The 20667-nt window shown below is 61.3% G+C and carries 20 protein-coding genes; 6 read left to right on the forward strand and 14 right to left on the reverse strand.

Annotated elements, in window-relative coordinates; translation table 11 throughout:
• Positions 1-8 precede the first annotated feature (8 nt).
• Both D8U18_RS27265 and D8U18_RS27270 read right to left on the reverse strand, forming a co-directional pair.
• Positions 9-491, reverse strand: coding sequence for a tripartite tricarboxylate transporter TctB family protein (locus tag D8U18_RS27265; protein WP_131109118.1), 483 nt, complete (start codon positions 489-491; stop codon positions 9-11).
• A gap of 1 nt (position 492) precedes the next feature.
• Entirely contained in the window at positions 493-1458 is a 966-nt protein-coding gene (locus tag D8U18_RS27270) for a tripartite tricarboxylate transporter substrate-binding protein (protein WP_131109121.1), read from the reverse strand.
• Between the two features lie 204 nt (positions 1459-1662).
• Between D8U18_RS27270 and D8U18_RS27275 the strand changes: the two genes are divergently transcribed.
• The 3 genes from D8U18_RS27275 to D8U18_RS27285 all read left to right on the forward strand — a co-directional run bounded on the left by D8U18_RS27275 (position 1663) and on the right by D8U18_RS27285 (position 4987).
• The gene (locus tag D8U18_RS27275) at positions 1663-2013 is read left to right on the forward strand and encodes a DUF6152 family protein (RefSeq protein ID WP_130931133.1); all 351 of its coding nucleotides are present in this window, start codon (positions 1663-1665) and stop codon (positions 2011-2013) included.
• Positions 2013-2501, forward strand: a complete 489-nt coding sequence (locus tag D8U18_RS27280; protein ID WP_130903656.1) for a DUF6644 family protein — start codon at positions 2013-2015, stop codon at positions 2499-2501. The genes D8U18_RS27275 and D8U18_RS27280 overlap by 1 nt, the downstream gene beginning before the upstream one ends.
• A 104-nt stretch (positions 2502-2605) precedes the next feature.
• Positions 2606-4987 carry a DUF3772 domain-containing protein gene (locus tag D8U18_RS27285; protein ID WP_056853749.1) on the forward strand — a complete coding sequence of 794 codons (2382 nt, stop codon included), beginning with the start codon at positions 2606-2608 and terminating at the stop codon, positions 4985-4987.
• Between the two features lie 30 nt (positions 4988-5017).
• Here the strand turns inward: D8U18_RS27285 and D8U18_RS27290 are convergent, their stop codons facing one another.
• Positions 5018-6508, reverse strand: a complete 1491-nt coding sequence (locus tag D8U18_RS27290; RefSeq protein ID WP_131109123.1) for an aldehyde dehydrogenase family protein — start codon at positions 6506-6508, stop codon at positions 5018-5020.
• Between the two features lie 48 nt (positions 6509-6556).
• Entirely contained in the window at positions 6557-6946 is a 390-nt protein-coding gene (locus D8U18_RS27295) for a c-type cytochrome (RefSeq protein WP_056853751.1), read from the reverse strand.
• A gap of 282 nt (positions 6947-7228) precedes the next feature.
• On the opposite strand from D8U18_RS27295, the gene D8U18_RS27300 reads away from it, so the two are divergent.
• Positions 7229-8551, forward strand: a complete 1323-nt coding sequence (locus D8U18_RS27300) for a hypothetical protein (RefSeq protein ID WP_131109125.1) — start codon at positions 7229-7231, stop codon at positions 8549-8551.
• Between the two features lie 166 nt (positions 8552-8717).
• Complete coding sequence (locus D8U18_RS27305; protein WP_131109127.1) at positions 8718-10844, forward strand: methyl-accepting chemotaxis protein; 2127 nt, start codon at positions 8718-8720, stop codon at positions 10842-10844.
• 91 nt (positions 10845-10935) lie between these two features.
• Here D8U18_RS27305 and hpaC read toward each other — a convergent pair whose 3' ends face one another.
• Positions 10936-11445: a 4-hydroxyphenylacetate 3-monooxygenase, reductase component gene (gene hpaC, locus D8U18_RS27310; RefSeq protein ID WP_056853754.1), complete on the reverse strand. Its 510-nt coding sequence runs from the start codon at positions 11443-11445 to the stop codon at positions 10936-10938.
• A 256-nt stretch (positions 11446-11701) separates the two neighbouring features.
• Here hpaC and D8U18_RS27315 point away from each other — a divergent pair, with 256 nt between their 5' ends.
• Positions 11702-12331, forward strand: coding sequence for a response regulator (locus tag D8U18_RS27315; protein ID WP_130903690.1), 630 nt, complete (start codon positions 11702-11704; stop codon positions 12329-12331).
• Between the two features lie 137 nt (positions 12332-12468).
• On the opposite strand, the gene feaR is transcribed toward D8U18_RS27315, so the two are convergent.
• From feaR to D8U18_RS27365, 9 genes are all read right to left on the reverse strand, one after another.
• Positions 12469-13389, reverse strand: coding sequence for a transcriptional regulator FeaR (feaR, locus tag D8U18_RS27320; RefSeq protein ID WP_130908238.1), 921 nt, complete (start codon positions 13387-13389; stop codon positions 12469-12471).
• 152 nt (positions 13390-13541) lie between these two features.
• A complete protein-coding gene (locus tag D8U18_RS27325; RefSeq protein WP_056853756.1) occupies positions 13542-14492 on the reverse strand; it encodes a PDR/VanB family oxidoreductase in 951 nt (316 codons plus the stop codon).
• 186 nt (positions 14493-14678) lie between these two features.
• A complete protein-coding gene (locus D8U18_RS27335; protein ID WP_130903693.1) occupies positions 14679-15419 on the reverse strand; it encodes an SDR family oxidoreductase in 741 nt (246 codons plus the stop codon).
• Between the two features lie 10 nt (positions 15420-15429).
• On the reverse strand, positions 15430-15930 hold the full coding sequence (locus tag D8U18_RS27340) for an aromatic-ring-hydroxylating dioxygenase subunit beta (RefSeq protein ID WP_056853758.1): 501 nt from the start codon (positions 15928-15930) through the stop codon (positions 15430-15432).
• On the reverse strand, positions 15927-17210 hold the full coding sequence (locus D8U18_RS27345; RefSeq protein ID WP_056853759.1) for an aromatic ring-hydroxylating dioxygenase subunit alpha: 1284 nt from the start codon (positions 17208-17210) through the stop codon (positions 15927-15929). The genes D8U18_RS27340 and D8U18_RS27345 overlap by 4 nt, the downstream gene beginning before the upstream one ends.
• Positions 17211-17233: 23 nt before the next feature.
• Positions 17234-18358, reverse strand: coding sequence for an amidase (locus D8U18_RS27350; RefSeq protein ID WP_130903695.1), 1125 nt, complete (start codon positions 18356-18358; stop codon positions 17234-17236).
• Positions 18355-18825 (reverse strand): nuclear transport factor 2 family protein, encoded by a 471-nt coding sequence (locus D8U18_RS27355; protein ID WP_056853761.1) that lies wholly within the window; start codon positions 18823-18825, stop codon positions 18355-18357. The genes D8U18_RS27350 and D8U18_RS27355 overlap by 4 nt, the downstream gene beginning before the upstream one ends.
• Positions 18826-18828: 3 nt before the next feature.
• Positions 18829-19200: a hypothetical protein gene (locus D8U18_RS27360; RefSeq protein WP_046040355.1), complete on the reverse strand. Its 372-nt coding sequence runs from the start codon at positions 19198-19200 to the stop codon at positions 18829-18831.
• Between the two features lie 30 nt (positions 19201-19230).
• Complete coding sequence (locus D8U18_RS27365) at positions 19231-20394, reverse strand: acyl-CoA dehydrogenase family protein (protein WP_130903697.1); 1164 nt, start codon at positions 20392-20394, stop codon at positions 19231-19233.
• Between the last annotated feature and the right edge of the window lie 273 nt (positions 20395-20667).

Raw genomic sequence — 20667 nt, forward strand, 5'->3', positions numbered from 1 at the left:
GGCCTGGATCAGATCCAGGCATTGACCAGCGGCGGCAGGGAAACCCCCAGCCCGGCGTTGAACAGCCAATAAATCGGTAGCGTCAGGGCGATGCCGATAGCCAGGTCGCGCAACGGATGGCGACTGCCAAAACCCCGGGCCGCGCAGGCAAACAGCAGCCCGGCAGCCAGCACGAAGCCGATGAGGTTGATCAGCAGCGCCACACCCAGGAGTCCTCCGGTCACCCAGGCCGCGCCAAGCTTGCCACCCGCTATGCCGGGATTGCTGCCGTCGAGCTCGCGGAAACCACCGCTGAGCGCCTGATAACTGAGCAAAACGCCCACCGCACACAGAAACCCCGCGACCGCGTAGGGATAGACGTACGCCGGCAGAATGACGAAGCCCATCTCGGGCGGAAACCGAAAGGCCCCCACCGCCAACACGGCGCTGAGGACGATCAGGCCGATGCCGATCGCCAATTGCGTCGGTACGACTGCACGGGGCGCGGCCATCTCAGAGCAGCCCGACCTTGACCAGCATCGCACGCAACCGAACGTGCTCTTCGTCGACGAATTTGCCGAAGTCATCACCGGTCAGGACGCTCTCGGTCCAGGCATTGGTGCGAATATTCTCTTGCCAGATTTTGCTTTTGCTGGCGGCCAGCACCGCGTCGGTCACCTCTTTACGCTGTTCGGGCGTGAGGTTCACCGCGCCGTAGACACCGCGCCAGTTACCGATGATCACGTCGTAGCCACTTTCCTTGAGGGTGGGCGCATCGATCTCCGGTACACGCTCGGGCGCACCGATGGCGAGCACGCGGATCTGGCCATTCTTGATGTACTGACCCAATTCGGCATAGCCCCCGGTCAGCACCTTGATTTGGCCGCCCAGGGTCTGGGCGACGATCTCACCGCCGCCGCCAGTGGCGATGTAATTCACTTTATTGACCGGAACATCCAGTTTGCCGGCCAGTTCGGCAATGCCGATATGGTCGATGGAGCCTTTTGAGCCGCCACCCCAGGTCACGCTGGAAGGCTTGGCCTTGAAGTCCTTGATAAGGTCGTCGAGGGTCTTGTAGGGGGATTCCTTGCGCACGGCGATCACGTTGTATTCGGTAAACAGCCGGGCAATCGGCGTGACGTCCTTCAAGGTGATCTGCGGTTTGTTCTGTTCGATGCCCGCGACCATGATCGCCCCGACCACCAGCAACGCATTCGGGTCGCCTTTGGTGCTGTTGGCAAACTGCGCCAGCCCGAGCGTACCGCCCGCGCCGCCCTTGTTCTCGAAGGTCACAGCTTTGGCAGCCTTGGCTTCTATCAGGGCTTTGCCCAGCACTCGGGCCGTCTGGTCATAGCCGCCGCCTACAGAACCTGGGGCCATGAACTTGACGGTATCCAGCGCCAGTGCGGGCGTTGTGAGCGCTACAGCCACAAGGCCCACAGCCAGGCGGTGACCGACGCGACGAAACAAAGCGGACATGGTGTCTCTCCCTTTAGCATTGTTGTTATGGGTGGTATCTGCGGATAAGCGTAGAACATGGTTCCGTCGAAGGCCTGCCGAGCCTGGCGAGCCCTGCGTCACAGCCTGAAACATTCTATTGGTCGGGGTATTCCAGCCACCGAAACAGGCCATCTATCCTGAAAAGCAGCTTCGCAAAACGATCTTCAACAGGAGAACCCTGTCATGCACATCATGCTCAAGGGCTTTGGCGCGTCTTTGCTGTTGGTGGCCACTGCGGCATTTGCCCATCACGGCTGGAGCGAATACGACTCCAGCAAACCCCTGCAACTGAGCGGCACCATTGAAGCGTCCGGTTACTCACACCCCCACGGCTTCGTGAACCTGAAAACCGCAGACAAGACCTGGAACGTGGTGCTCGCCCCGCCCTCACGCATGGAAAACCGCGGCCTGACGAAAGAAATGCTGGCGGAAGGGAATCAGGCAACGGTCGTCGGTTATCAAAACCGCAACAAGCCCGATGAATTGCGCGCAGAACGCATCACGATCGGCGACAAAACCATCGAGTTGCGCTGATGGAAGCCAACCAGGGCTGGATGGACTGGCTGAATGATTCGTCGCTCGGCTCAGCCATGCGCGGTGACTTGTGGCTGTACCCGTTGGTGGAGGTGGTGCACATTCTCGGCTTCGCGATATTGGTCGGTTCGGTGGTGATGTTCGACCTGCGGGTGCTCGGCGTATCGCGCAACATTCAGGTGACCGCTCTCGCCCGCCATCTGCTGCCATGGTCCGTGGCGGCCCTGCTGTTGATCGTACCGGCTGGTTTGATGATGTTTTCCGCCCACCCTCACGACTTCGCCTCCAATGATATTTTCATCCTCAAGCTGTGCCTGATCGCCACGGCGGGGCTCAACGCCGTGCTGTTCCATGTCGGCGTGTACCGTTCCGTCACGGCGTGGAATACCGTCAACCCTGCACCGGGCGTGGCCAAACTGCAGGCACTGTTTTCCATCGTTCTTTGGGTCAGCGTGATTCTCTGCGGCCGATTGCTGGCCTACACCTGAACCATCCGCTGCGTTCCAGAGGTGTCTTCGAGCAAAAAAGCCTCGATATCGTGGCTCATGACCTAACCTCATAGGCTGAGTAACACAACCAGTCGAGCACGCCGATGCGCCATGCTGTGAGCTTCGTGATTCTCATCGCTTTATTGTTCGGGTCGAACGTCGGGATGCTGTCGGCGGCGCAACCGCTCGCGCCCCCTGTTGCCACTTCAACACCTGCGCTCGCCAGCGTCTCTGAAAGTGATCTGGACGCATTGATGGTCCAACTCGGCAACCTCAAACAGCAGGTATCCCTGGCCAGCAATTACAGTCAGCTGGAAGCTCCTCAGGATCTTCTTCAGGCCCTTATCCGCGAGATTGATCGGCTCACGGCGCTGTTAATGCCCGAACAGGCCCAATTGCAGGCGCAACTGGGGGTGTTGGGGCCGACGCCCCTGCCCGGTGCCGGGCTCGAGAAATCCGAAATCGCCAGTCAGAGAGCCGCCCTCACCGAGCAAAAAAATCAGGTCGACGCCCGTCTGAAAACCCTGGAAACCCTAAAAGCCAGCGCCGCCGAACTGTTGACTCAGATCGCCGCCATCCGCCGCAGCTTGCTGGAAACCGAGGTGACCCAGCAGACCCGCAGCGTGCTCAACCCCTGGTTCTGGTCGACATTGCTCAATCCGCCAGCGGAAGATCGGCAAAAGTTCAGCGCGTTCATCCAGCAGATCCGTGCCACGCTTGGCGCCACCTGGCAGCCGGGCGAGCGTCTGTTGACCTGCCTGCTGCTCGCCCTGGCCCTGGTTTTCTGGATCTCCGGTCGTAGGGTCGCCGAACGCGGGCTGACCTGGTTGTGCATTCATCGAATGCCAGAAGGTCGCCTGCGACGAAGCTCGCTGGCGTTGGCCTCGGTAATCGCCACGATCCTCTCTGCCTGGATTGCCCTGCAGTTGCTGTTTTTTACCGTCACCCGAGAGCTGCCCCTGACGCCACAACTCAGCGGGTTTTCCCAGGACTTTGAAAAAATCATCTATACCTGCGTGCTGATCACTGGCCTGAGCCGCGCGCTGCTGTCCACCGAACACCCTTCGTGGCGGCTGCCGGCTTTTGCCGACCCGCTCGCACTGGTGATCAAACCCTTTCCCTTGCGGTTGGCCGGTGCGCTGCTGGTGCTGGTGTCGCTGGCGCAGATCACCAATGCCACCGGCATGAGCTCGCAGGTGGTGATTTCTGTCAGGGGATTTGTTGCGCTGGTCATTTCGTTATTGATCGGTTCGCTGCTGCTGCGAGTCAGCAAAACGCGCCGGGCCATGGTCATGGCTGGCACCGCCCCCGAAGCCGGTCGCACTCTGGCGGGTTTGATCTATGCCTTTGCCAGCATCGCAATCGTGATTTCCTTACTGGCCTTGCTGATCGGCTACATCTCGCTGGCACGTTTCATCACTTACGAACTGGTCTGGTTTTTTATCATTTTCGCTGGCTTCTACTTGCTGATCCAGTTGGTGAAGGACGGCTGCGAGTACCTGTTTTCCCCCCGATACTCCACGGGAAAAGCAATCAAGCAATTACTGGGCATTGGCGATACGCGCCTGGAACAGATTTCCATCATCCTGTCCGGTGCCGGTCGCGCCACGCTCCTGCTGCTGGCGTTGATCACGCTGGTGGTGGGCGGGGTCGGGTCGACGCTCGGCCAACTGGCCACCAACATTCTGGCGATCCTCGGCGGCGACGGCTTGCGCAAACTGAACATCGTCCCTGCCAACCTCTTGCAAGCCCTGCTTGCGCTGATCATCGGCATTTACCTGATCCGTTCGCTGCGGCGCTGGCTGGACAACGAGTTCCTGCCGAAAACCGAAATGGACCCCGGCATGTGTGCCTCGCTCAGTACCTTGTTCTCCAACATCGGCTACGCGTTGGTGATTTTGCTGATGTTGTCGTCGCTGGGGGTCAAATGGACCAATCTGGCCTGGATTGTCAGCGCCTTGTCGGTAGGCATTGGCTTCGGCTTGCAGGAGATCGTCAAGAATTTCGTCTCGGGCATCATCCTGCTGACCGAGCGCCCGGTGAAGGTCGGTGACCTGATCAGCATCAGCGGTGTCGAGGGCGACATCCGCCGCATCAACGTGCGGGCCACCGAAATACAGCTGGCCGACCGCTCGATCGTGATCGTGCCGAACTCGCAGTTGATCTCGCAAAACCTGCGTAACGTCACCCTGGGTGGCAGCGCTCAAGGGGTGGCGACCCTCGAACTGATGTTCCCGCTGGACATTGACCCGGAACAGGTACGCAACCTGCTGTATGACACCTACAACCAGCACGAAGCCATTCTGGAGAAACCGGCGCCGGTGGTGCGCTTCAGCCAGCTCAAGCCTGAGGGCATTACGTTGACCGTCACCGGTTATGTCAGCAGCCCGCGGATGGTTACCGCGATCAAGAGCGAGTTGCTGTTCGAGATTCTCAAGCGGCTGGGCGCCGCCGGGATTGAATTGGCGAAACCGCCGGCGGCGTGATTACCGTCACGCCACAGGCGGTTTTTTGCATCAATGGGCGATGCACACCGATTTAAGCTCGGTGTAGGCCTCGATCACCGCACGACCGAACTCACGGCCCATGCCCGACTGCTTGACCCCACCGAATGGCATCGCCGGGTCGAGCAACACATGGGCGTTGACCCACACCGTACCGGCTTCGATGCGTGGCACCAGGTTCATGGCTTTACCCAGGTCATTGGTCCACAGGCTGGCGGCCAGACCGTAACGGTTGTCGTTGGCCAGCGCGATGACGGCGTCTTCATCGTCGAAGGGCATCACGCCCAGCACCGGGCCGAATACTTCTTCGCGAGCCACGGCCATGCTGTGGTTGATGTCGGCCAAAATAGTCGGCTGCACGAAAAAGCCGTCGCCCTCCAGCAGCTCGCCACCGGTCACTACCCGAGCGCCTTCCTGCCGCGCCAGTTCGATGTGCTTGAGCACGCTCTGTTGCTGCTTGCGCGATACCAGCGGGTTGATGGCCGCGTCGCAGTTCATGCCGTCGCCAATCGGCATGGCCGATACTGCCGCCGCCAGCGCATCCACGAACTTGTCGTGAATCGAGCGATGCACGTAGAAGCGCGAAGCCGCCGCACACACCTGGCCGTTGTTCAGCAGACCGCCGAGAATCGCGCCCTGCACGGCTTTTTCGATGTCGGCATCGGCAAGCACGATCATCGGGTTTTTACCACCCAGCTCCAGGGAGAAGCGCGTCATGTTTTCCATGCACGCCACACCGACGCTCTTGCCCACGGCGGTGGAACCGGTGAACGACACTTTGCTCACCAGCGGATGGGAGGTCAGCACGCCACCCACCGAGGCACCACCACCGGTGACGACGTTGAACACGCCCGCAGGAATCCCGGCTTCGAGGGCCAATTCCGCCAGGCGCATGGCGGTCAACGGCGTTTCCATCGCCGGTTTGATAATGACGGTGCAACCGGTGGCCAGCGCCGGCATCAGTTTCCAGGCAGCGATCAACAGCGGGAAATTCCACGGCACGATGCCAACCACAACGCCCACCGGCTCACGCTTGGTGAACGCGGTGAATCTGGCACCCGGTGGCAGCGGAATCGACACGTCGAAGGTCTGGCCTTCGATCTTGGTTGCCCAACCAGACATGTAGCGCATGAACTCCACGGTGGCGTTCAGATCCAGCGCGCGGGCCATGTTGATCGATTTGCCCTGGCTCAGGGTTTCCAGTTGCGCCAGCTCTTCGGCGTGCTCCTCCACCAGGCGGGTGAAGTTCAGCAGGATGCGTTCACGGTCGGCCGGACGCAGACTCGACCACACACCGGACTTGAACGCCTGGTGCGACGACTGCACGGCACGCTCGACGATTTCCAGCGGCGCATCGAGGGTTTCGCACAACGTCTGCCCGGTGGCCGGATTGACCACGGCGATGCTGTCGCCTTCGGCAAACACCCATTGCCCGTCGATAAAGCAGCCATGACGGCGGTCGAGAAATGCAGCTACCTGCGGCAGGATTTCAACGTTGCTCATAAATCACCTTTCGTTGAGACGAATTGTTCAGGCGCAGACCCGGCCTGATTAATGTTGTTCTTTGAGGTAGCACACGACCGCTTGACGATCATCCGCCGAGGCCATGCCCATGTAGGGCATATAGGTGCCAGGCACATAAGCCTGGGGTTGGGTGATGAGTTGCTCGATGTTCTCGGCTTGCCAGTCGATGTTCTTGTTGCGCATGGCCTGCGAATAGTTGAAGCCTTCCAGTGAGCCGGATTTGCGCCCCACCACGCCAGCCAGGTTCGGCCCCATCATGCCGGTCGCGCCTTTGCTCACTGCATGGCAAACCCCGCATTCATTGGCAAACACCTCGGCGCCGCGGCTCTGCACCGGTGCGCAATCGGCAGCCAGCGCAGCCTGGACCAGGGTCAATGAGAGCAAACCGATGAGGGGCAAACGCAGGGAGGTGAACATAAGAAAACGCCCTTGAAAATCCACGCGCCCGCCAACAGACGAGCGCCAACACTGAAGGCGCCGGGGCAACGGTGCTCCGGCAGGTTGGAAGGGATTGTCGGCGGTCGTGAGCCAGCGGGTTTTGCCCTGCGTGCCAGTCGTGTTGGCGGTTCTGCCAAACCGCTCAATCTGGCACGCACGACCAACTAATTGGCAAACAGGCAAAAGGCTCGAAAAAAGTCGCGACTTAGTATCCGGGCAGACCGCAACCCTGCGCTCAAGAACAAGAACGGATGCCACACCATGCTCAAGTCCCCCTTGCTTCGACTCTCCACGCTCGCGCTGATGATCAGCGCCGGCCAGGCCGGAGCCTACGAACTCTACGCCGATGACGACAGTCACCTGAACGCCACGCTGGAAGCGGTATTCGGCGTTTTCCACAGTCAGGAAAACTACGCCCTGTCAGGTCGTCTCGACGAAGGTTCTTCGTCGTGGCGCGAGGGTTACATCAAGTACGGCCTGAGTTTCGACCAGGGCCTGGCCGGTGTCGGTACCGCTTATGGTGCGGCGAACATGCTCAGCTCCGGCACCTGGGGCGACGGCGATGCTGCCGGTTTCAGTGACGGCTCGGAACGCACCACCAAGTTCGAAGATGCCTATCTCGGCTGGCGTTCGGCTGAGCTGTTTGCGGTGCTGGGCGCCGACGGCATCGACTTGTCGTTCGGTCGTCAGAACATCGTCGTCGGTGACGGTTTCCTGATCAACGGCGACGCCCTGAACCTCGGCAAAGGCCTGGCCGATGGTGAATTCAACCGTGGCGGCGCCTATTGGCTGGCTGCGCGCAAGGCCTTCGACGAAACCGCGGTGTTGCGCATCGGTGGCAAGGAAGGCTGGCGCAGTGACCTGATGTGGCTGAAATCCAACAACCGTGCCCAGGCGATGACTGAAATGTACGTCGGCACCCTGGAGCACGTGTCTGAAGCCGGCACCGTTGGCTTGACCTACATCGACACCACCGACATCGACGAACAGTACGCTTCCCCGGTGCAACTCGAACGCGATGGCATGAAGACCTACAGCCTGCGCGCAACCGGCAACGCCGGGGTCAAGGATCTGTTCCTGTCCGGCGAATACGCCAAGCAGGACAAACCGCACACCGCCACCGAGGACGCCTGGTACCTGGAAGCCGGCTGGACCTTTTCCGAAGCACCCTGGACGCCCTATGCCGGCTACCGTTACAGCCGTTTCTCGGAAGGCTACGACACGCTGTTCTACGGTTTCAGCCGCGGCTTCGGCACCTGGTTCCAGGGTGAAGTGGCGGGCAACTATGCCGGTCCGTTCAACACCAACTCACGCATCCAGCAACTCAAGTTCACCGTCTCGCCGCTGGAGAACCTGACCGTGGGCGCGATGTACTTCGACTTCGACACAATCGACCGCGATCTGGGTAACACCGATGGCCACGAAATCGACCTGTACGCCGAATGGCACCTTAACGACCACCTTACGGTAATGCCGCTGGTAGGCCTGTTCCAGCCGGACAAGAGCGCCGACCAGGGTGGCACGCAGTTGGGCAACAACGACAAAAACCTCTACAGCCAGCTGATCTTTGCCACGACGTTCTAACTCCAGCTAACCCCTGTAGGAGCGAGCCTGCTCGCGATGAAGGCCCGGACACCGCGGGGATTCAGGCAGCCAGCGTCATCGTTGACGTCCATCGCGACGGTGCGACGATTCGACAGGCTCGCTCCTACAGGGGATCGGGTTCGCTTCACGGAAAAAGGTATTTCCCATGCACAAAAGATTTCTCACGATCCAGAGCAAGATCGCCCTGCTCGCTGGCCTCTGCCTGTTGTTGGTGGTGGGTTTGCTGATGGGGTTATCGCTCTACCAGACACACAAAAGCAGCCAGCAAGTGGCCGAGGCCAGCGGTGAAATGCTCGCCGACGCGGCCAAGGAGCACATGCAGGCGCTGGGCAAAGTCCAGGCCATGCAGGTGCAACGCACCTTCATGCAAACCCACGAGTTCGGCCAAGGCTTGTCGCGGTATTTGCTGTACCTCAGGCAACTCCAGCATCAGGGGCAACTGAACGCCAGACAACTACGCCAGGAGCTGAGCACTCAGCTTCATCAGGCCCTGATCGACAAGCCCGACCTGCTCGGGCTTTACGTCATTTTTGAAGCCGATGCACTGGACGGCGCCGACGCCGGCTTCGCCAATCAGGCAGCGTTGGGCAGCAACGAAACCGGACGCTTTTCGTTGTACTGGGTACAAAGCAAACCCGGCGAACTGCAGGCGGTGATCGGCGACGAAGGCCTGCTGGCCAACACCGAGCCGGGGCCGAGCGGCGCGCCCTACAACGCCTTCTACACCTGCGCCCGTGACACGCGTCAGGCATGCGTACTGGAACCGTACTTCGACGAAGCCTCCGGCAGTCGCAAACTGGTGACCAGCGTCGCTTTCCCGCTGCTGGAAAACGGCAAAGTGATCGCTGTGGTCGGCCTCGACATCAACCTCGCCGCGCTGCAAAACAACAGTGAAGCCAGCGCCCAGGCACTGTTCGACGGCCATGGTCAGATCAGCATCGTCAGCCCCCGCGGCGTGATCTCCGCCAACAGCCAGGATGTCAGCCGCCTCGGCCATCCGATGGACAATGCCGAGGTAATGGACGCCTTGCGTCAGGGCCAGCCAAACGTGTTTGTCGACGCGCAACAGATCAAGGTGCTCGAACCGTTGCCACCCATTGCCGGCGCCGCGCCATGGGGTGTTTTGGTGGGCGTGCCGCAAGACGTATTGCTGGCTCCCGTGGCCACCCTGCAAAAGCAACTCGCAGCCCAGGGTGTGCAAAGCACTGCGCTGGAACTGTTGCTCGGCGGCGGTTCTGCACTGCTCGGCCTGCTGCTGATCTGGTACACCGCCCAGCGCATCACTCGACCGTTGCAAGTGCTGACGCGGGTCATGGAAGACATTTCCCTCGGCGAAGGTGACCTGACGCGACGTCTGCAAATGCAATCGCGGGATGAAATCGGCCAGTTGGCAGCGGCGTTCAACCGCTTCGTGGAGCGTATTCATCAGTCGATGCGTGAGGTGTCGGCCGCAGCCCTGGGCGTCAATCAAGGGGCGCAGCGAGTGCTGGAAGCTTCCCATTCATCGCTGAGCAATTTCGACGACCAATCCAGCCGCACCAGCAGTGTGGCCGCGGCGATCAATCAATTGGGCGCCGCTGCACAAGAGATCGCGCACAACGCCTCCGATGCCTCGCATCAATCTTGCGCCGCACGGCAACAAGCAGAGGATGGGCGCCAGGTGGTGCAACGCACGATCGAGGTGATGAATGAATTGTCGGGCAAGATCAGGGCCTCGTGCGCCAACATCGAGGTGCTCAACGACAAGACCGTGAACATCGGGCAGATCCTTGAAGTGATCAAGGGCATTTCCCAGCAGACCAACCTGCTGGCACTCAACGCCGCGATCGAAGCGGCACGGGCTGGTGAAGCGGGCCGTGGCTTTGCGGTGGTCGCCGATGAAGTGCGCAGCCTCGCCGGACGCACCCAGGCCTCGGCACTGGAGATCCAGCAGATGATTGAAGAACTACAAGTGGGCGCCCGCGACTCGGTCACCACCATGACCGAAAGCCAGCAACACAGCGAAGAAAGCGTCACCATCGCCAACCTCGCCGGCACGCGTCTGGGCAGCGTGACCCAACGGATCGGCGAGATCGACAACGTCAACCAGTCCGTCGCCGCCGCCACCGAAGAACAGACGGCAGTGGTCGAAGCGCTGAATGTCGATATCACACGGATCAACACATTGAATCAGCAAGGGGTGGAGAACCTGCAGGCGACGTTGCGTGCCTGTACCGAACTGGAGCAGCAGGCTGGGCGACTCAATCAATTGGTGGGGAGTTTCAGGATCTGACATTGAAGGTGCCGTTACATCGCCATCGCGGGCAAGCCTGCTCCAGGATGAAGGAGCGACTTGCCCGCAATGAACGTTAACGCGGTCTTGTTCACGCCGCGCTGGCATGCTCAACGCGATGAAACAAGCGGTTGAAATACACCAGGCTATCGCGCGGCTCGCGCACGCCGACCTTCGTCAGTTCGACGAACATCACCGAATGCGAACCCACTTCCTTGCACTCGCTGATGCGCCCTTGCAACTGCACCAGGGCATCGCGCAGCACCGGCACATCGGCGGCGCCGTCATCCCACAGGTCCCAGGCAAAGCGTTCTTCCATCGGCACCTTGGTCATGCCGGCGAAATGGCGGGCCAGCTCTTCCTGCTCGCCGCACAGCACGTTGACGCACAGATGGCCGTTGGTGCGGAACACGTCGTGGGTAGCGCTGTTGCGGTTGACGCAAACCAGCACGGTCGGTGGTGAATCGGTCACCGAACATACGGCACTGGCAGTGATGCCGCAGCGTCCGCCGGGGCCGTTGGTGGTGATGATGTTCACCGCAGCAGGCAGCTGCGCCATGGCGTTGCGAAAGTCGATTTGCTGCTGGCTCAGGTCGGCCATGTCGATGCCCCTTCCTTCAGGAGGACCGCCATGTGCGGCCCGTAGGTGATGGAACAAGACTAAGGCGGTAGCCGCGAGGCAACCATTCTGACGATCCCCATGGTGAGGTTGGGTTTCCGCTAGTCGACTAGGTGGTTTCTTTATCGCAAGGGCCGGCGACAGTGGGTATCCTGCTGACAGGCTCCAAAAAGATGAGCCGATGCGTGCCGCGCGTTCGCGTGCGAAAACAATAATTAGAATTTTCGTGGCAGCCCTGATGGAAACCCGCAAACCGATTGTTTACATCGTTGACGACGACAAGGACCTGCGTACTTCACTGGCGTGGCTGCTGGAGTCCGTCAGCGTGCAGGCCCAGTGCTTTGCCGGCGCCGAAGAGTTCCTCAGCCAGTACGACCCACGGCAGCCCGCCTGCCTGGTGCTGGACGTGCGCATGCCGGAGACCAGTGGTTTCCAGCTGCAGGAGATCCTCAACCAGCGCGGCAGCACCCTGCCGACCATCTTCGTTTCGGCCCATGGCGACATTCCGATGTCGGTCACGGCGATGAAGAACGGTGCCCTGGACTTCGTCGAGAAGCCCTACAACCCGCAGCAGATGATCGACCGCATCCAGGCCGCGCTCAAGACTGCGGTGCACGCCCAGGCCGATCAGCAACAGCGGCAGAACCTGCAAGGCAAACTGGCGTTATTGACCAGCCGTGAACGGGAAGTGCTGATGCTGGTGATCGATGGCAAGGCCAGCAAGGTCATCGCCCGGGAGCTGAACATCAGCGTGAAAACCGTCGACGTGCATCGCACCAAGATCAAGGAAAAGATGGGCGTGACCAGCATCGCCATGCTGGTGCGCGAAGTGCTGCATCTGCCGGTTGAAGAGCCGGTGCGGCATTGAGGTATTTGTGGCGGTCATGCGGCCGCCATCGCCAGCAGGCTGGCTCCCACAGGGGATCTGCAGTGAACACAAATTCTGGATACAACCGAGATCAACCTGTGGGAGCCAGCTTGCTGGCGATGAACGATAACGCGGTGTCAATGCTGGCTATACCGCTTGCGATAAGCCCCCGGCGATACGCCAAAGCGCGACTTGAAGGCTGACGAGAAGTAGCTCGAATCCGAGAACCCCCACGCATAACACAACGCCGAGAGCTTCAGCTCGACGTCGGCGCGGCGCAGGTTCTCCGCGCAGAAGTCCAGGCGACGGTGCTTGATGTATTGCGCCACCACCAGACCGCGCTTGGAGAACATCCGGTACAGGCCTCGCACCGAAACGCCGACCTCACGGGCGATCAGTTCGGGGCAGAGTTCTTCGTCGCGGATGTGCTGGTCGATGAAGGCGATGATCTTGCGAAATTGCCGCTCATGGGCGTCGCCGCCGCTGTCCTGGACGCTGATGCCCGGCAGCAACAGGCTGGCCAGGGCATCGAGCACGGCTTCGCTTTCCTGCATGTCCAGGCCTTCCTGCTGCCGCGTTTCCAGAACGAGTTTGTTGGCCATCGACGCCAGAGGGCTGCTGGCGGCGATGCGGGTGGCGCAGTTGACCGCGTTGAAATGCGACCCACGCTCGAACACCTGGCGCGGCAGAATCAATGACAGCTGTCGGCAATCATCGTTGTAGATCATGTCACTCGGGCGGCTGGCGTCGATCAGGGCGATGTCGCCACAGCCCAGTTGGGCGCGGTTGTCGCCCTGTTCCAGCCGTGAACTGCCGCGCATCTGGAACACTGCGTAATAGTGGCCGTCGCTGCTGGTGCTGACATCCTTGCTGGTGCGGTACAAATGCACGTGCGCCATGTCGACCACACTGAGGTTGATTGCACCGCTGCGAAATTCCGCCAGTTCGCCGTAGAAGTCGGTGTCCAGCGCCCGGGCATCGAAACGCCCACAGGCCTGGTTCACCTGGCTCAACCAACTTTCGAACGCCTCGTTGCGCACCGTCGATGCTGTAGTCATGTCCGAAAAGCCTCACGTGTTTTTGTTGTTATTGCCGACCGCTTCGTCGAGCGGTTCGGTAAACCTGTTGCGTCTTGCACCATCGCCTCCCTCGATGGCCGCCAGGCGCCATTCAACAGGCTCCGGCGCACGCTTTCCAGTGAAGAAAGCGCTTAGATGTCCAATACCAGACGAGCGGAGAGCGCTCGGGAAACACAAGCGCAAATCTGCTTGTTGGAGGCCTTTTCCTTGTTCGACAGGCAGTTGTCGCGGTGCTCCGGCACGCCGTCCAGCACCTCGACGATGCAGGTGCCGCAAATGCCTTCACGGCACTCGGTGTCGATGTCGCAACCGTGGGCTTGCAGCACGTCGACCAGGCTGGTGTCGGCCGGTACTTGCAGCACCACGCCGGAGCTGGCCAGTTCCACTTCGAACGTGCCGGCCGGGGCGCTATTGGCTGCCGGGTCCGCGGCGAAGTGTTCCAGGTGGATGGCATCGTCGGCGCGGCTGCGCGCGGCGACTTCCACCACTTTGTTCATGAACGGTGCCGGGCCGCAGGTGTAGACGTGGGCTGCCGGGCTGGCACGCTCCAGGCACGCGCTCAAGGCGTCATCCAGTTGCGCAGGCTCGATGCCGTAGTGAAATTCCACGTGATCGGCGAATTGCGTGGCCAACAGTTCGGTAAACGCGGCGTACTGCGCCGAACGCGCGAAGTAGTGCAAGCGATACGGCTGACCGCTTTCCGCGAGTTTATAGGCCATGCTCAGCAGCGGCGTCACGCCGATACCGGCGGCGAACAACACATGTTCGCTGGCACTTGCATCGAGTCGGAACAGGTTGCGCGGCGCGCCCATTTCCAGCTCCATGCCCTCTTCTACTTGCTCGTGCAAGGCCAGCGAGCCACCGCGCGATTGCGCTTCTTTTTTTACCGCCACCAGATAGGCACGACGGTCCTGTGGCGGACTGCACAGCGAATACTGGCGGGTCACACCGGTCGGCCCGGTCAGGTCGACATGGGCGCCCGGCTCATAGGTGTCGAGCGGCTGGCCGTCACTGCGCACGAGGCGAAAGGAACGGATATCCAGCGCTTCGTCGACGATCCTTTCGATCTTCACCTTCATCATTGCATCACCTGAATTTACGTTGTTTGGTTATGTCTTGGGTCGTGCACGGATCTGTAGCCAGAAACTGACCTGTGGGAGCGAGCTTGCTCGCGCTCGACTGCGCAGCAGTCGCAAAATGCTTGGGGCCGCTTCGCAGCCCAGCGCGAGCAAGCTCGCTCGCCACAATGGATCGAGTCATGGCAACAATCAGCGCATGAACAGTCCGCCATTGACGTCCAGGCATGCGCCCGTCACGGAGGTGGCGTTGTCGGCGATCAACAGCAACACACTGTCGGCGATGAACGTCGGATCACCGAGGGTGCCGGCCGGGATGATCTTGAGGATCTGTTCCAGACGCTCTGGAGCCACGGTTTCGCGGACCACCGGCAAGTCCAGCGGACCCGGCGAGATGCTATTGACCGTCACGCCTTGCGGCGCCAGTTCACGGGCGAAGACCTTGGTCAGCGTCGCCACGCCGCCCTTGGCCGCCGCATAGTGGGCGCCGGTGGCGGTGCCGCCGTTCTGCCCGGCCAGGGACGCGATGTTGACGATGCGCCCGAAGCCACGCTCGGCGAAGTGCGCGCCGAACACCTGGCAGGCCACGAAGGTGCCCCGCAGGTTGATCGCCATCGACTCGTCGAATTCTTCAGGCGTGATGTCCATCAGGGCCGCGACTTTCGACACCCCGGCGTTGTTCACCAGAATGTCAGTGCCGCCCCAGCGCTCGGTGAGCGTGTCGCGGGCACGCTGAAAATCTGCCTTGTTGCGCACATCCAGTTCGATAGCCATGGCAGTGGCACCACTGCTATCGAGTTCCAAAGCCAAGCGTTGCACGCCATCAAGGCGCACGTCCGCCAGTCCGACGCGATAACCCGCCGCATGCAGACGACGGGCGATGCACTCGCCCAGTCCGCGCGAGGCACCCGTTACGAGGGCTACTCGACTCATGATGGTGCCCTCACAAAAGGAAGCCGAGCGCGCTCAGGCTGTCGGTGGAGTTGATCAGGCGCACCACTTTGCGCTCCAGGCTCGGCACGCCATCGGTGAAACGAATGCGGTGGTTCAGGTCGGCCACGAACGGCGTGTGCACGCCGCGCTTGTAGGCATACAGCAACTGCGCTGAATTCACTTCGACGATGTCACCGGCCGCTTCCACCAGGCGGAAACGCGACACCGTGCGAATGGTTTTCGCCGCGTCCACCGCCGACGGCGAGTAGCCGGCGGTCAGGCGTTCGATACGCAGGTCACGCATGCGCGCATCGTCGTAGGCGTAGTTGAGGGTCGCTTCAAAGTCTTCGGTGTCCGGATCGATCGGCACGATGTACTTGCCGCTTTCGCTCCACAAGGTCGCCCATTCGGCGTAGTGCTTGTGGTCGAGCAGTTCGGCTTCGCGCCAGATGAATTCGATGGCCTGGGCCAACGGGCCGGAAAAACCGTTCAGGGTGTCGTGATTGCTCATTGGCTCATCATCCTTTTCCACATGTCGTAGGCACCGCGCATGCCGCCCTCGTCGGTGGCGTGGCTGACCTTGTCGCCGTTTTCGGCAGTGATTTCGCGGTTCAGGCCGCGGTTGACCAGGATCGGCGCGTCGACACCCGCGTACGAACCGCGCTGCACGCGGTCCCAGGCTTCGGCGTCGTCAGGGCTGCCGAAACCGAACGGGCCCTGGAAGTGTTCGTGAATGCGCATGCGTTCGCGGTTGGCGATTTCCGGGCCGCCGTCCATGCCCAGGGCCACGTGGCGGATCTCGGTTTCAGTGACCGACACCGGGCGCAGCACCCGGAAGAACGACATCGACATCGCCACGTTGGGGAACAGGTTCAGATTGAAACCGGCGCCGTGCAGCGAGCGCACGATGCGCCGCACCTGATCGGCCGGCAGGGTTTTCGACAGCTCTTCGGTGACGTGGGCGAAGCGTTCCTGCAACTGTTCGGTGCCGTCGTCGTGATCGAGATCGACGTGCTCCGGCACCATCACCATGACGCTGTGGCCGTTGCCCAGCGAGTGAGTCACGGCTTGTTCGTCGGTCATGAACGAGAGCATTTCCGAGGTTTCTTCATCCACCGACGACATGAACGACTTGTGCACGATCGGGAAGTGATAGCCGTCGGTGGTGTTTTCCAGCTGGATCTTCCAGTTGCCCTTGAAACTGAACTTGTGTTCGCCCTGGGTCTTGATCGGATAACCGGCGCCCTGCTTCATGAACAGGTCCATCCAGTGTTTGGCCCCGCCGAGGAAGTCTTCCAGCGGTTCGATCTCGTCGTTGTAGCTGGCGAACACCATGCCGGCGTAGCTTTCGACGCGCAGGCTGGTCAGCGGCAATTCGGATTTTTCCAGGATACCTTCGTAGCCATCCGGATACGGTAGCGCTCGCAGCTTGCCGTCCAGGCCATAGGACCAACTGTGGTAGGGGCAAGTGAAACCGGTGGCGTTGCCCTTGTGCTTCTCGCACACCGTGGCGCCACGGTGCCGGCAACGGTTTTCCAGGACATTGATGTTGTTCTTCTTGTCGCGCACCACGATCACCGGGCGACGGCCGATGGTGGCGGTCTTGAAGTCGCCGCTGTTGCGCACTTCGCTTTCGTGGGCGACCCACACCCAGGTGCGGTAGAAAATCTTTTCCAGTTCGGCTTCGAACAGCGCCGGATCGTTGTAAAGCGAGACGTCGACACGGTCGTGCTGGACCAGCTCTTCGGGGCTTTTCGACGTCGCGATCAGCTGATATTCATGAGTGCTCATGCGGTTCTCCTCATGGCTTCTTTTTATGATTGATGGGTAGAGGCTTGGAGCTGCGCACCAAAGGCGCAGACCAGCTCGTCCTGGCCTTTACGGCCGATAATCTGCAGGCCGACTTTCAGCCCGCCGCCATCGAGTTCCACCGGCACTGTCAGCGCCGGATGGCCGCTGAGATTGAAGGGGCGGACCAGCGGGGTCATGCCGGCCACGGCTTTACTGCCGGCGCGGGCTTCGCTGAGGGTTGGCGGCAGGGTTGGCAGTGTCGGCAGCAGTAACACGGCAAAGTCTTCCAGCGCCGCATCCACCTGTTGCGTGAAACGCGTGCGCACGGCTTCGGCCTGGGCCAGTTCTTCGCGGGTGGTGCGGCTCGCGGCCAACAGACGGGTTTCGACATCGGCGCCGATCAGACCCTTGCCGGTCAGGTGACCGAAAGCCGCCCAGTTCTCGACATTGATCACCGTCAGGCCGGCGGCGAACGCCGCTTCAAACTCGCTTAAATGCACGTTGCTGCGGTGCCAGCCAGCGCGGTCGGCGGCGGCACCGAGGGTCGCTTGCAGGTGCGCGTCGCAAGCCACTTCAAGGAAGCCGACCTTGGCGCCATCACCCGGCAAGCCTTGAATGGCAAAGCCCGGGCAGATCACTTGCATCGCTGCGATCAAGTCGTCCATGGTTCTGGCAAACGGCCCGACACAATCGAGGCTGGATTCCAGCGGATGGGCGCCGACACGGCTGACCCGGCCGTAAGTCGGCTTCAATCCGGCCACCCCGCAGCACGCCGCCGGGACCCGCACCGAACCACCGGTGTCGGTGCCGATGGCGATGTCTGCCAGGCCAGCGGCGACGGCAGATGCCGAACCGCTGGACGAGCCGCCCGGCACGCGATCCGCTGCTTGCGGGTTGATCGGTGTGCCGGTCCAGTCGTTGATCCCGGTGACGCCAAACGCCAGTTCATGCAGGTTGGTCTTGCCGACGATCTGCCAGCCGGCGCTGAGGATCGCGTCAACCACTTCGGCGTTTTTGCTAGCCGCCGGTGCATCGGCAAACGCGCGGCTGCCCGAGCGGGTCGGGTGGCCGGCGATGTCGATGGAGTCCTTGATGGCCACGCGTTTGCCGCTGCCGCCGAGGAGGAATTCGCTGATGAAAGTACTCATGCATTCAGCTCCTTGTTGAACAGCCGTTGCGTGCGGAAATGCGCGATCAGCCAGACGCCGTCGACACAACTGAAATCGATGTTCAGTCGGGTGCCGAACAATTCGTTGCGGCCATCGGCGTAGGTGGAAATCTGCTGCATGATCCACTGCCCTTGCGCCCCCTCACCGTCGACCACGATCGATTCGCTGGTGAGGTAGTGCAGGTTCAGCCGGAAATGGTCCGAAGGCGGCAGGTAACCACCGACAAATGCGGCCACCGTTTCACGCCCCCGATGCTGGCCAAAGGTCTGCGCGGTCACACTGCCAACGCCTTCCCAGATCGCATCGACCGTGAACAACCGGGCCAGCTCGCTGACAGAGGTCGGCGCCCGCGGCACATCGCACAGGTCCATGTAGCGCGCCATCAGGCGGCGCACTGCGCTTTCCCCTTCGAGCGTCGCCAGACGCTGCAGCACGGCCTCGTTCATGGCTTACACCTTGGCTGCATCGGGAATGGTCAACGGGCGACCGATGCGCGCTTCGATCTTGGCGTAGCGCCACAGGCTGTACTGGCCGACTGGCGTGGTGCGGAACAGGTTGCAGGCGTCGATCACCGATTGGTGGCAGTCGACGTCGGCCATGATGTACACGGTCCACGGCGATGTGGTGGACGGGCCGACCATCAAGCGGTCGTCATCCATGGCGCCGAGTACGGTGATGCCGGGCATCGCACCGAGATCGCCCATCATCTGGCTGAAGCCTTTCCACACGCTCAGGCCTTCGCCGGTGGGCAAGTCGAAAAAGTTCTGGGTGATGCCGATGCAGAAGACGACGCGCAGCGGTTCCTGGGTAGCTTGGGACATGCTCTTGATCCTTTGAAAAAGTAATGAAATTCAGACGTAGCCCGGGAACGGCGGCACGCCGAGGAACACCGAGCCGGCGCCGTCGTACAGCCCTTCGCTGAGGAAGGCGTGCTGGGTCACCACCATCGAATCGCGCAGGTAGCGTTGCAACGGGTGGCGCAGGTAAATGGCGGTGGTCCCGGCCAGGCTGTAGGCGCTTTGCACCACTTCGGCACCGGCCTGGGACACGTGGATGGCGGACAAACGCAACAGGCTGGTCTGCTCCGGCGTGACCGGGTTGCCAGCGAGAATCGAGTTCCATACCTGTTCGGTGGCGTTGTAGAAGAAGCCGCGTGCAGCGCTGAGCTTGGCCTCGGCCTTGGCAATCTCGATGCGCACATATGCGCGGTCTGACAGTTTCGGTGCGCCGGTGATACCACTGCCGCCCGCCATGCGGCTGATCTCATCGAGAGCAGCGCGGGCCAGGCCAAGGTTGACCACCGCCAGTACTTGCGCGGCGTAGGCAATCGACGGGTAGCGGAACAACGGTTCGTCGATGGTCGCAGCACCGCCACGGATGAAGGTCCAGCGCTCGTCGACGCGCTTGTCGCTCACACGCAGGTCATGGCTGCCGGTGCCTTTGAGGCCGACCACGTCCCAGTTTTCAACGATCTCTACTTGTTCCGGGCGGAACACCGCGGTGCGTGGCTTGCCGCCCGCCGCGCCGATGCCGACACCGAGCAGATCCGCGCCTTTGCAGCCGCTGGCGAACTTCCAGGTGCCATTGACCTGGTAACCACCCTCTACTGCTTCGGCCGGTTGCAATGGAAACAGGCCGCCGGCGAACACGAGGTCAGGGCTGTCGGCGTAGAGTTCAGCCAGGGTTTGCTTCGGCAACGCCGCCAGGTACACGCCGGCGCTGCCAAAACTGGCCACCCAGCCCGCCGAGCCGTCGGCTTCGGAGATACGCTCGATCATTTGCAGGAACAGGGCCGGTGCCAGGGCGTCGCCGCCGAAGCATTTCGGCGTGGCGGCACGGTAGATGCCCACTTGCTTGAAACGCTCGATCATGTCCCGTGGCACATGAGAGACCGCATCGAATTCTTCGCGACGCTGGCGCACTTCATCCAGCACCCGCGCAAAGGCCTGGCTGTCGACGACATTCTCGTCAACGCCGATTGATGCGTCTTGTTGCGCAACCGCTGAACGCAGCATGGGCATTCTCCGTTTTGATTATTGTTAGTAGGGCTGCACCGCACCGCTTTCTGTAGGAGCAAGGCTTGCCCGCGATGGCACACTTGAGAACGCTATCGCGGGCAAGCCTTGCTCCTACAGAGGTCGGCGTGGAGCCCCTTGCATTGCGGTCCAGTGTAAAAACCGCACTGCGGCGCAACTATTGGTGCGTGCAGCCCCCGGACTAAAGAAAACCCCTAGGCCGACACCCCTTACCTCTGAGCGCATCCCCATGCGCGAGCGGGTATAAAACGC

This window comes from Pseudomonas sp. Sample_10 (assembly GCF_004321495.1).
Classification (GTDB): Bacteria; Pseudomonadota; Gammaproteobacteria; order Pseudomonadales; family Pseudomonadaceae; genus Aquipseudomonas.

Coding starts and splice junctions, on each gene's coding strand:
- hpaC (WP_056853754.1), bottom strand. CDS start 11,445: ATGGCCGACCTGAGCCAGCAGCAAATCGACTTTCGCAACGCCATGGCG.
- D8U18_RS27340 (WP_056853758.1), bottom strand. CDS start 15,930: ATGAGCAATCACGACACCCTGAACGGTTTTTCCGGCCCGTTGGCCCAG.
- D8U18_RS27335 (WP_130903693.1), bottom strand. CDS start 15,419: ATGAGTCGAGTAGCCCTCGTAACGGGTGCCTCGCGCGGACTGGGCGAG.
- D8U18_RS27290 (WP_131109123.1), bottom strand. CDS start 6,508: ATGAGCAACGTTGAAATCCTGCCGCAGGTAGCTGCATTTCTCGACCGC.
- D8U18_RS27360 (WP_046040355.1), bottom strand. CDS start 19,200: ATGTCCCAAGCTACCCAGGAACCGCTGCGCGTCGTCTTCTGCATCGGC.
- D8U18_RS27345 (WP_056853759.1), bottom strand. CDS start 17,210: ATGAGCACTCATGAATATCAGCTGATCGCGACGTCGAAAAGCCCCGAA.
- D8U18_RS27265 (WP_131109118.1), bottom strand. CDS start 491: ATGGCCGCGCCCCGTGCAGTCGTACCGACGCAATTGGCGATCGGCATC.
- feaR (WP_130908238.1), bottom strand. CDS start 13,389: ATGACTACAGCATCGACGGTGCGCAACGAGGCGTTCGAAAGTTGGTTG.
- D8U18_RS27300 (WP_131109125.1), top strand. CDS start 7,229: ATGCTCAAGTCCCCCTTGCTTCGACTCTCCACGCTCGCGCTGATGATC.
- D8U18_RS27275 (WP_130931133.1), top strand. CDS start 1,663: ATGCACATCATGCTCAAGGGCTTTGGCGCGTCTTTGCTGTTGGTGGCC.
- D8U18_RS27350 (WP_130903695.1), bottom strand. CDS start 18,358: ATGAGTACTTTCATCAGCGAATTCCTCCTCGGCGGCAGCGGCAAACGC.
- D8U18_RS27280 (WP_130903656.1), top strand. CDS start 2,013: ATGGAAGCCAACCAGGGCTGGATGGACTGGCTGAATGATTCGTCGCTC.
- D8U18_RS27355 (WP_056853761.1), bottom strand. CDS start 18,825: ATGAACGAGGCCGTGCTGCAGCGTCTGGCGACGCTCGAAGGGGAAAGC.
- D8U18_RS27270 (WP_131109121.1), bottom strand. CDS start 1,458: ATGTCCGCTTTGTTTCGTCGCGTCGGTCACCGCCTGGCTGTGGGCCTT.
- D8U18_RS27285 (WP_056853749.1), top strand. CDS start 2,606: ATGCGCCATGCTGTGAGCTTCGTGATTCTCATCGCTTTATTGTTCGGG.
- D8U18_RS27315 (WP_130903690.1), top strand. CDS start 11,702: ATGGAAACCCGCAAACCGATTGTTTACATCGTTGACGACGACAAGGAC.
- D8U18_RS27305 (WP_131109127.1), top strand. CDS start 8,718: ATGCACAAAAGATTTCTCACGATCCAGAGCAAGATCGCCCTGCTCGCT.
- D8U18_RS27295 (WP_056853751.1), bottom strand. CDS start 6,946: ATGTTCACCTCCCTGCGTTTGCCCCTCATCGGTTTGCTCTCATTGACC.
- D8U18_RS27325 (WP_056853756.1), bottom strand. CDS start 14,492: ATGATGAAGGTGAAGATCGAAAGGATCGTCGACGAAGCGCTGGATATC.
- D8U18_RS27365 (WP_130903697.1), bottom strand. CDS start 20,394: ATGCTGCGTTCAGCGGTTGCGCAACAAGACGCATCAATCGGCGTTGAC.